This window comes from Corynebacterium sp. (assembly GCF_043426755.1).
Lineage (GTDB): Bacteria > Actinomycetota > Actinomycetes > Mycobacteriales > Mycobacteriaceae > Corynebacterium.
Window position 1 is genome coordinate 24,073 of the sequence record NZ_JBHWRP010000073.1, and the last position, 9,707, is coordinate 33,779.

General features: G+C 63.2%; 9 protein-coding genes. 5 read left to right on the forward strand and 4 right to left on the reverse strand.

Features of this window, described 5'->3' with window-relative positions:
• Positions 1-10 precede the first annotated feature (10 nt).
• Both ACHFGA_RS07210 and ACHFGA_RS07215 read left to right on the forward strand, forming a co-directional pair.
• Positions 11-736, forward strand: a complete 726-nt coding sequence (locus ACHFGA_RS07210; RefSeq protein WP_394281731.1) for an IclR family transcriptional regulator — start codon at positions 11-13, stop codon at positions 734-736.
• A gap of 76 nt (positions 737-812) precedes the next feature.
• Positions 813-2,777 carry an FAD/NAD(P)-binding protein gene (locus ACHFGA_RS07215; RefSeq protein ID WP_394281732.1) on the forward strand — a complete coding sequence of 655 codons (1,965 nt, stop codon included), beginning with the start codon at positions 813-815 and terminating at the stop codon, positions 2,775-2,777.
• On the opposite strand, the gene ACHFGA_RS07220 is transcribed toward ACHFGA_RS07215, so the two are convergent.
• Genes ACHFGA_RS07220 through ACHFGA_RS07230 form a run of 3 tightly spaced genes read right to left on the reverse strand, consistent with a single transcriptional unit; the run spans position 2,769 to position 5,501 of the window.
• Complete coding sequence (locus ACHFGA_RS07220) at positions 2,769-3,530, reverse strand: ABC transporter ATP-binding protein (RefSeq protein WP_394281733.1); 762 nt, start codon at positions 3,528-3,530, stop codon at positions 2,769-2,771. The genes ACHFGA_RS07215 and ACHFGA_RS07220 overlap by 9 nt on opposite strands.
• The gene (locus ACHFGA_RS07225) at positions 3,523-4,335 is read right to left on the reverse strand and encodes an ABC transporter permease (RefSeq protein ID WP_394281734.1); all 813 of its coding nucleotides are present in this window, start codon (positions 4,333-4,335) and stop codon (positions 3,523-3,525) included. Before ACHFGA_RS07225 ends, ACHFGA_RS07220 begins: the two co-directional genes overlap by 8 nt.
• A gap of 2 nt (positions 4,336-4,337) precedes the next feature.
• On the reverse strand, positions 4,338-5,501 hold the full coding sequence (locus tag ACHFGA_RS07230; protein ID WP_394281735.1) for an ABC transporter substrate-binding protein: 1,164 nt from the start codon (positions 5,499-5,501) through the stop codon (positions 4,338-4,340).
• 303 nt (positions 5,502-5,804) lie between these two features.
• On the opposite strand from ACHFGA_RS07230, the gene ACHFGA_RS07235 reads away from it, so the two are divergent.
• Positions 5,805-6,353 (forward strand): OsmC family protein, encoded by a 549-nt coding sequence (locus ACHFGA_RS07235; RefSeq protein ID WP_394281736.1) that lies wholly within the window; start codon positions 5,805-5,807, stop codon positions 6,351-6,353.
• On the opposite strand, the gene ACHFGA_RS07240 is transcribed toward ACHFGA_RS07235, so the two are convergent.
• Positions 6,350-7,342 carry a hypothetical protein gene (locus tag ACHFGA_RS07240; RefSeq protein WP_394281737.1) on the reverse strand — a complete coding sequence of 331 codons (993 nt, stop codon included), beginning with the start codon at positions 7,340-7,342 and terminating at the stop codon, positions 6,350-6,352. The genes ACHFGA_RS07235 and ACHFGA_RS07240 overlap by 4 nt on opposite strands.
• Before the next feature lie 70 nt (positions 7,343-7,412).
• Between ACHFGA_RS07240 and ACHFGA_RS07245 the strand changes: the two genes are divergently transcribed.
• Together ACHFGA_RS07245 and ACHFGA_RS07250 are read left to right on the forward strand one after the other, a co-directional pair.
• Entirely contained in the window at positions 7,413-8,306 is an 894-nt protein-coding gene (locus ACHFGA_RS07245) for a LysR family transcriptional regulator (RefSeq protein WP_394281738.1), read from the forward strand.
• Positions 8,307-8,391: 85 nt separating this feature from the next.
• Positions 8,392-9,707, forward strand: a 1,316-nt coding sequence (locus ACHFGA_RS07250; protein ID WP_394281739.1) for a nucleobase:cation symporter-2 family protein, incomplete at its 3' end; no start/stop codon positions are given.

Below are 9,707 nucleotides of genomic sequence, written 5' to 3' on the forward strand. Positions count from 1 at the left end.
TGTTCGTTCTATGGGACAGTATAGCGCAGCCAGTGGGATCCAAGTACTTGATCGCGCCGTGGCGATCCTCCACGCCGTCGCCGCCGAGCCTGCAGGTGCGCAGCTCCACGACATCGTCGACGCCACCGGCATCCCCCGCGCCACGACCCACCGCCTCGCCACTGCCCTTGAGGCCCACGGCCTGCTTGCGCGCACAGCCGACGGCACCTGGGTGACAGGAGGTGCTTTAAAACGCCTGGCGCCCACAACCCCCACCATGCTGCTGGCGGTCGCGGCCCCGATCATGACCGAACTGGTTGACACCACCGGCGAATCTGTCCAGCTCTATCAACTCACAGGCACGACGCGCACCTGCATCGCCGCCCAGGAGCCACCAGTTGGCCTTCACAACACGGTGCCGGTCGGATCCCAGCTCCCCCTAACCCACGGCTCGGCCGCCCACGTGTTCGCCGCCTACTCACAAGGCGCTACACAGACCGCCCAGTCTACCTTTCCGGAGACAGCACTCCAGGCGGTGCTCGAGGAAGGGGTCGCCGAATCCGTCAGCGAACGCGAACCCGGCCTGGCCAGCCTGTCCGCGCCCATATTAAGCCCCGACAACGAGCTGGTCGCGGTACTCAGCGTGTCCGGCCCCGCAGAACGCCTGGGCCCCTCGCCCGCAGCAACCTGGGGCGCACAGCTCAAGGAGGCCGCCCGCCAACTGACCCGCGCAATGAATGTATTCCCCGCAGAATAAGGCAGCCTAAGTAGACCAGGTGGTACAGTCGCCACCTACTACTTTGTTTTAACTGTCTTATCATGAAGGGAAGTTCATGTCGCCTTCGCTAGCGATCATCGGCCTGGGCCCCCGCGGGCTCTCCACCCTCGAACGCACCGTGGCCACACTCAACGCCACCACGCACCCGCCCGCAGAGTTCCACCTGCACCTCATCGACGACGCGCAACACGGTGGCGGCCGCATCTGGGACATCAACCAGCCCACGCAGCTGTGCATGAACACCTTTGCCCACGGCATGACACTCTTTAGCGAACCGGGCGCCACAGTCACCGCGCCTGTCGTCGAGGGCCCCACCATTTACGAATGGGTGCGCCTCCAGCTCGGCGACCGTTCCGGCATCAAAGAGGCGAAGCTGGCTTTCGTCGATAAGCATCCCCTTGACCCCGCGGTGAAGGAACGTTTCAGCCAGGAGGAACTTGAGGCGATCGGGCCTGCGTCCTATCCCCCGCGTGCGCTGTACGGTTTCTACCTGCGCTGGTTCTTCGAGTCCGTGCTCGAGGAGGTTCCGGAGTGGGTCACGGTGGTGCGCCACGACGCGCGCGTGACGACGATCACCCCTGCCGGCGACCGCGACATCCTTGAGCTGAACAATGGGCAGACCGTAGAGGCGGACGCCACCATCGCGGTGACCGGTTGGCAGAACCAGGGGCTGACGAAGCAGGAAGAATGGATCGTCAACACGCTCAAGGACAATCCTGAGCTGGTGTGGATCCGCGCTGACAACCCCATCGATCAAGATATTGCGCAGATCGGCGACAACGCCCAGGTGCTTGCGCGCGGGTTGGGTATGGGCTTTTTCGACGTGCTGATCATGACCACCCAGATGCGCGGCGGGCGCTTCGTCGAGGACGACACCGCTTCCGGTGGGCTGCGCTACAAGGCGACAGGACGTGAGCCAAAGTTTTACGCAAGTTCGCGCCGCGGCTACCCGTTCATGCCACAGTCCGACGACCGGGGGCTGCCGCCAGCCGCTGAGATCCCACGGCTGAAAAAGGTTGTGGCCCATTTGGCGGACCGTGAGGGGCCGGGCTCCATCAACTATGACACCGAAGTCTGGCCGGCAGTGCTCAAGGATGCTTACGAGGCCTATGTCACGACACTTGCCCGGGTGAATCCAGACGCGCTCAAGGCCAGCCTCGAGGAGATTGTTGCCGCGATCGATGCAGCAGAGATCGACGCATCCGCCGTGTTCAACGGTGTAAAAGAGATGGATGCGATCGTCGATAAGTACACCACCGAACGCTTCACCCTGCTGAAATGGCTGCACCTGCTGCCCGCCGACTTCGACAACGCAGATGAGCTGACGGCCTATATCGCCGAGCGCGTTCAGGAGGATGTCGATGAGGCCGCCGCTGGGCCGGACTCCCCTGTTCGCGCCGCCTTGTGGTCGCTGGGCTATTCGCGCAAGCCGACGCAGGTGTTGGGCGCGGAGGGACGCTATACGGTCGAGTCGCGCCACCACATGTTTGATAAGGCGATCGCGGTCGGCCAGCTTGCCTGTTCGGGCCCGCCGATCTTCCGGTCGCGTCAGTTGCTTGCGCTTGTCGACGCGGGCATCGTCACCTTTATCGGCGGCAACCCCTTGTTGGGTGTCGACCGTGAGACCGGCGAGTGGACCATGAGCTCCGCGAACTCTGGCGGGAAGCGCTACCGGGGCTCGATTCTGCTCGACGCGTGGGTGCACAAGCCGGATATTCGTCGCGAGCCCGCTGACCAGCTGACCCGCCAGCTCGTCGACAGTGGGCGGATCACGCCATTTACCGAAATCGCGCGCGATGGATCTGTCGTCCCCACTGGCTCGCCGGACCAGGACCCGCAGACCCGCCAGGTCCGCAATGCGGACGGCGAAGTTGACCCGCGCCTGCACATGGTGGGCATTCCCGCGCACGCGCAGTACCCGGACACCACCATCTCTCCCCCGCTGCCGGGCACAGACTCCTGGTTTATCCAGGAGGCCGACAAGGCGGCCACCAGCGCGGTGCGCGCAGTTTTAAAGTAGCTGCAGGAGCTGCTGGCGCAGCTCAAGTTTGCGCGCCTCCGCCGCGGGATCTTCGGTGCCAAAGCGGGGGCGGGCCAGCCCCTCCTCAATGTCGGCGATGATGGTGGCCTGCGGACCCGGCGACATCACTAGAATGCGGTCTGAGAGCAAGATCGCCTCGTCGACATCGTGAGTCACCATCACCACGGTGCGGCGGTTCGCCTCCCACACCTCCAGCAACAGTTCTTGGAGCTGCAGCCTGGTCAGAGCGTCGAGTGCGCCGAAGGGTTCGTCGAGAAGCAAGATCTCCGAATCAACAGCGAACGCGCGGGCCAAGCCGACGCGTTGCTGCATGCCGCCCGATAGCCGCGCAGGCCTACGGTCGGCCGCATGCGCAAGTCCGACGCGCTCAAGGTAGGCGGTGGCGCGCTCGGTCCTCTCTACCGCCGAGAGCTCGGGCCGGGCCGAGCGCAGCCCGAATTCGATATTGCCGCGCGCGGTCATCCACGGCAGCAGCGCGTGGTGCTGAAAGACCATGCCGCGCTCCGGGTCGGGGCCCGTAATCTCTGCGCCGCGCGCCCGGACCTGCCCGGTTGTTGGCTCGGAAAGCCCTGCGATCATGTTGAGGATGGTCGATTTGCCCGAACCGGAGGGCCCAAGCAGCGACACGAATTGCCCCTCGGCGATGGTGCAGGACGTCGTGCCGATCACGGTGGTGTCCCCGTAGGACTTGGTGATCCGGTCGATATCGATGTGGGCGGAGCTGTTAGTCATAACGCACAACTTTCTGCAGAGAAGCAACAAGGTAATCAAGAACCAAGCCGACAAGGCCGATCAGCACGATCGCCACCACGATGGCGTCCACGTCTAGGCGGTTCCACATGTTCCACACGAAAAAGCCGATACCCTGCCCACCCACCAGCATTTCGGCTGCGACAATGACCAGCCAGGACGTCGACAAGGACTGCCGCATGCCAGTGACGATCCCCGGCATCGCCGCCGGCGCCACCACGTAGATCAATCGTTGCCAGGTCGTGGACCCCAAGGTAGCGGCCAGGTTGCGGTAGGTCGGGTGGATCCCGCGCACGGCCTCAATCGTGTTGAGCAGCGTGGGCCACAACGCCGACAGCACAATCACGAACACCGCCGTATTTTCCGCATCGCGCAACAGGGCTAAGCCCAGCGGGAGCCAAGCCAAAGGCGAGACCGGCCGCAGGATCTGCACCATCGGGTCCACCGCGCGGCGCAACACCGTCGAACTGCCCAGCCAGAACCCCAGCGGGATCGCGATAACCATGGCGATGACAAAGCCCACCAGCACGCGGACCAAAGAGGCCACCATGTGCCAGAAGATTCCCACCGACGCCGGCCCCTCGCGGAAGAAAGGATCAGAGAGGATCTCAATGGCGCGCTGCAAGGTCCGGGCGGGTGTCGGAGCAATATCGGAGAGCCAGCCCGCGGAAACACACAGTTGCCACAGGGCAATAAACGCGGCGAAAATCGCCAGGCCCAGTACCGTGGGCTGCCAGAACGCCTTGCCGTTTCGCGCGCGCTGCTGAGGTGTGGTCGAGGTGGTCATGGCTAGTCTTTCTGCCTCGCTTCTGCTGTGTACCCCGCGGTTGGGTGCCGCGGATCAAATTCTTGGCCGTTGATCATCAGAGTTGCTTCGGAGCGGCCTGCCTCAGCAGGCAACACCCTTTCGGCTGCGGTTCGGATGGAGTGATCGTCGAAAAGCACGCCCTCGCCGCCAAGCCCCCACCGCGCCATCTGGGTGGCCATCCAGCACAACGCGGAGGCTTGGGTGGTGTCGCCGAAGCGGATCATGTTGGGGTCGGTCACCTGCTCGTCGCTCCACGTGAGGTACTCGCCGATCAGCGCCGGTTCGATCAGCTCCGCCTTCTGGTTGAGGTATTTCTCCTGCGCCAGTAGCGGCGCGGCATCATGCGCGTGGGCCGGGTTATCCACGTAGGTTGCGGCCTCGCTTAACGCGGCGATCAGGGGCGTGCGTATCGACGATTGCCCCTCCCGCGCCATGGCGATCGAACAGCAGGGATGCCCGTCCCACATCTGTTTGGTGGGCACGAAGATGCGACCGGCGCCGCTTTGCAGTGCGCGCTGATTGAAGGGTTCTGGGCCGATAAACCCGTCGATCGTTCCTACCTCGAGCTGGGCGATCATGTCTGCGGGGCGCAGGAGGCGTAGTTCAACGTCGCGAACAGGGTGGACACCGCCGGCAGCGAGGTAATCGCGCAGCAAAAGCGCATGCACCGAGTATTCGAAGGGGATGCCCAGCACCATTCCACGCAAATCCCCCACGGTGTTCACGTGGGGATGGTGGTCGGCGGCAAGCGTGAGCGCTTGACCGTTAGTGTTCTGAGTGAAGGCCAGTTCGGTGGGCCGCGACGCATCGGTGGCGCCCGAATCGATCGCGATAGGCATGGGCGAGAGCATGTGCGCCAAGTCAAGCGCGCCTGTCGCATAGGCGGTCCAGAGATCCGCCCATCCCGAAAACTTGCGCAGCGTCACGTCCAGGCCGTGCTTGTCAAATAGCCCGAGCCCGTCCGCCACCAGCAGTGGTGCGGCGCACGCAATAGGGACAAAGCCGATAGTGACGTGGGGGCGCGAACCTCCGCGCCCCTGGCGTTCCTGCTTACCCGAGGAGGGAGCACACGCGCCGAGGGCTGCGCTGAGGCCCACGAGACCGCCCATCCGCGCCGCTGTGCGCAGGAGTTCGCGCCGGCTCATGTGTGCCCTGTGCACTATGAAGTCCTTCCAAGCTAGACAACCTAATAGACAACACTGTCTGAATTCTTGGGCAATCGTAGTGCGAAATTCCTCCAATTTTAAAATGTCTTCACCGCGGTGTGGACCGCGCAGCCCCAGAGCGACAACACGAAAAGGGCCCCGAGCACTGCCGTTACACACCTAGCCGCCCGGCGCGCCCCACCCGCCGGTCACGAATATAAAGAACGGCGATTCTGCTAATCCTGTACCAGATAGTCTATTATCGGCCTTTGAACCTATACGAATAGTTAAAAGGAGTTTAGGATGTCTGACCTCACACCGAACCACAACGCTGGCGAGCCGCTCGAGCCGATCGACAAGGACAAGCTCGCGGAGTTAGCACAAAAGAATATCGATAACCCTGAGGGCGGCTGGAAGAAGATCCGCACCCACACTGAAGCTGACGGCAAGTTCCGCAACTACACCAAGGTGCGCAAGCTTGACCCAGTTCTCGTGTCTGAGCCACCGGCCCTGCTTGGCGACGACACCGCGCCCAACCCCACCGAGATCGCTCAGGCCGGCCTGGCCGCATGTATCTCCGTCGGTATTCAGGCAATTGCGACCCACCGTGGCGTGACCTTGACCAAGATTGATATCGACATTGAGTCCGATATCGATATTTCCCCAACCTGGGGCACGGGCGACATCTCAGTAGACAAGCGCCCAGGCGTCTCCGACGTGCGCGTGGAGATTGACGTAGACGGCGACACCGACCGCGAGACCCTCCAGAAGATCGTCGACGACGCGATCACATGGTCCCCCGTGGTGAACACCTACACCCGCCCGGCAAACCTGACTCACAAGCTCGTCTAGGCGCGAGCACCGACGGCGCCCGCAGCATCGGCAGTGTCGGCGCGCGGGCGAGCCCCGTCGACAGCCCTGGGCGATTCGTGGCTCAGCCACCACGCCCAGCGGGCGACACAACTGCTCCAGTGGACCACCAGCAGGCACAGGAAGAGAACACTGACTGTCTCAAGCCAGGCGGCACCCGTGGTCAACGCCAGATAATGCGCACCTAGTGAGATGGTGCCGGTGGGGAATGTGGAGCCCCACCAGCCGGGACCATATTCTTCCCACCTGGCAATCGCCGGCCAGAAACGGTAGGCGGCATATGCCACAAGAACAATGCCCACGCTAAACATCACAGTGCCGTGGAGCGTGCCGTACCAGCCGCCAAACAGCACTTGGGCCGCCGCGGTGGACTGCCCCACGATGCCCAGCGGGATCCACGCAGTACCAGCCGCAGCCCCGGAAGGCGCAAATTTTCCGCGCACCACGTCCACGTAGACCCGCGCGAAGATCGGGATACCGGTCACCACAGACAGCACGAAGCAGGCAGCGCCGACATACCAGTACACCGGGCCATGATCCACGGCGAGCTGCCCGCCACCGGTCGCACCCACCATCGGAGCCACCAGCGCCAGCCCCCACGTAAAGTTCGGCTCACCTTCAAATCCGCGCAGCTGCAGCAGGCAGACCCAGATGGCCAAAGCGGTGCCGATCCACCAGGTGACAATCTGAAAGACATCCATCCCGGCCACCGACGTCCACGCTGACCCCAGTGCCAAAATACCCATGGCGTACATCCCCCACGGCCCCATCTTCAGGTGCGAAAAAGCAGGCGTGCGGTGCACCAGCCAGCCCACCGTAATATAGGCGCAGATCCCCGCGGCAATGATGGCGAAGACCCACGGCACCACCGGCCACCCATGCAGGTTGGTCAGGGTCGCTGCGATGGAGGTACCCATGAGCGACCCGGCCCACGCGGGCCCGGGCGGTGGAAGCTGCACTGATTTCGTCATGGCTTTGATGTTAAGTTCGACACAGCCATCTTTAGGAGTCCATGCACATGGTGAGGGGTACCATGAAACCATGTACCCCAAGTTGCCGGCATTCGAGGATCTCCAAGCACTCCACCACGTGGCCCGCACCGGCTCCATCTCCGCGGCCGCGCGTGACCAGGCCGTCCACCAACAAACGATGAGCACGCGCATCGCCCGCGCCGAGGACACACTGGGGCTCACCATCTTTAGCCGTTCCCCCTATGGCGTGACGCTGACAGAGCGCGGCACGAAAGTCATCGACGCGCTTCCCGCCCTGTTCGAGGCCGCCGGTGAGTTCGCAGCCCTCGTCGCCTCGCTTAACGACGATTCCTCCGCCCGCCACCTGCACATCGCCGTATCCAACACGGTGGCAGAACTCTATTACCCCGTGTGGGCCGCCAAATTCCACGCCCTCTACCCCACGGTCCAGCTGGCGATGCGCCAGGCGAACTCCACCGGTGTGCGCGATCTGGTCACCAACGGTGAGGTCGCCGTGGGCATCGTCGAAGGCGGCACCTCCCCCCATCACCTGGTGGAATCGGACCTGGGTGTGGATGAGTTGGTCGTCGTTGTGCCCGCCGATCACCCCTGGGCGGGCAACACCGCCACTGCCGACATGCTGCGCACCACACCACTTGTTGTACGCGAGGAAGGCTCCGGCACCCGCGAGGTCGTCGAAGATACGCTAGGCACACTTGCTACCCCGGCGGGCGAGTTTGGGTCACTGGCTTCCCAGCGCGCGGGCATCGCGGCCTTGGGCGCGCCCGGTGTGATCGCCCGCGGCGCGGTAACGGACCAGATCGCGCTCGGCCGCCTGGTGGTCGTCGATACGCCCGGCCTAACTTTCCTGCGCCATCTCACCGCCGTGCGTTTGCGCGGTGCCAGCCTCAATGAGGACGCGGAGGCGCTGATCCATGTTGCGCGCACCGAGCGGGCGTCGTAGAGGTCTCATTCGTACTTTCAAAGCTTAAGCGGATACTCTGATGGCGTAACTCAATACCTGCTTCGCCCCTTCCAAGGAGGACTTCGTGGCAACTGCTTCACCAGCTGCGCCCAAGCACACACCCCAGCACCCTGTCGATGCCGTCCCGCCAGCGCCCAAGCTGGCGGCACTTGGCCTACAGCACGTGCTGGCTTTTTATGCCGGTGCCGTCATTGTTCCGCTCCTGATCGCCAGTTCGCTGAATCTGGACACAGAGACCACCATTCACCTGATTAACGCGGATTTGCTCACCTGCGGCATCGCCACGATTATCCAGGCGATGGGCATTGGCCGCCACATCGGTGTGCGCCTGCCGATCATTCAGGGCGTGACGACGACCGCCGTCTCCCCGATCATCGCGATTGGTTTAGGGGCAACCGACGGCGAGGGTGGCGTTGCCAGCTTGCCAACGATTTATGGCGCCATCATCGTCTCTGGCCTGTTTACCTTCTTCGTGGCACCGCTGTTCGGGCGAGTGCTGAAGTACTTCCCGCCGGTGGTCACCGGAACTGTCCTGCTGGTGATGGGTACGTCACTCTTGTCTGTCTCCGCCAATGACCTGGTGAACTATGCCGAAGGGGTGCCGGCCACCCGCGACGTGATGTACGGGTTCGGCACCATTCTGGTGATCATTTTGGTGCAGCGTTTCTTCAAGGGATTCCTTGGAACGCTGTCCGTTCTGATCGGCCTAGTGCTGGGAACGGCCGTGGCCTTCTTCTTGGGAGATACCAACTTCGATGATGTCGGTGACGCGGATGCTTTCGGAATCACCACCCCGTTCTACTTCGGCATCCCGAAGTTTGATCTGATCGCGATTTTCTCCATGATCATCGTCATGATCATCACCATGGTGGAGACCACCGGTGATGTGTTTGCGACCGGTGAGATCGTGAAGAAGCGCATCCGCCGCGGCGACGTGGTCCGCGCGATTCGTGCCGATGGCCTGTCCACCGTCATCGGTGGCGTGATGAACTCCTTCCCGTACACCTGTTTCGCCCAGAACGTCGGCCTTGTGCGCCTGACCGGTGTGAAGTCCCGCTGGGTGGCCGTGGCCGCCGCCGGCTTTATGATCCTGCTGGGCCTGCTGCCCAAGGCTGGCGCGATCGTCGCATCGATCCCCTCGTCGGTTCTGGGCGGGGCGTCCTTGATCCTTTTCGCCAACGTGGCGTGGGTCGGCCTGCAGACCATTGCGAAGGCGGACATCACCGACGGGCGCAACGCCACCATCGTCACCGCCGCCCTAGGCCTGGCCATGCTGGTTACCTTCAAACCGGACATCGCCATGGTCTTCCCAGAGTGGGCGCGAGCATTTGTCTCCTCGGGCATGTCCATCGGTGCGATCACCGCGATCGCGCTCAACCT

Excerpts from the sequence above, each read along its gene's own strand:
- ACHFGA_RS07245 (WP_394281738.1), top strand. The coding sequence starts at position 7,413 with ATGTACCCCAAGTTGCCGGCATTCGAGGATCTCCAAGCACTCCACCAC.
- ACHFGA_RS07210 (WP_394281731.1), top strand. The coding sequence starts at position 11 with ATGGGACAGTATAGCGCAGCCAGTGGGATCCAAGTACTTGATCGCGCC.
- ACHFGA_RS07230 (WP_394281735.1), bottom strand. The coding sequence starts at position 5,501 with ATGAGCCGGCGCGAACTCCTGCGCACAGCGGCGCGGATGGGCGGTCTC.
- ACHFGA_RS07235 (WP_394281736.1), top strand. The coding sequence starts at position 5,805 with ATGTCTGACCTCACACCGAACCACAACGCTGGCGAGCCGCTCGAGCCG.
- ACHFGA_RS07240 (WP_394281737.1), bottom strand. The coding sequence starts at position 7,342 with ATGACGAAATCAGTGCAGCTTCCACCGCCCGGGCCCGCGTGGGCCGGG.
- ACHFGA_RS07220 (WP_394281733.1), bottom strand. The coding sequence starts at position 3,530 with ATGACTAACAGCTCCGCCCACATCGATATCGACCGGATCACCAAGTCC.
- ACHFGA_RS07225 (WP_394281734.1), bottom strand. The coding sequence starts at position 4,335 with ATGACCACCTCGACCACACCTCAGCAGCGCGCGCGAAACGGCAAGGCG.
- ACHFGA_RS07215 (WP_394281732.1), top strand. The coding sequence starts at position 813 with ATGTCGCCTTCGCTAGCGATCATCGGCCTGGGCCCCCGCGGGCTCTCC.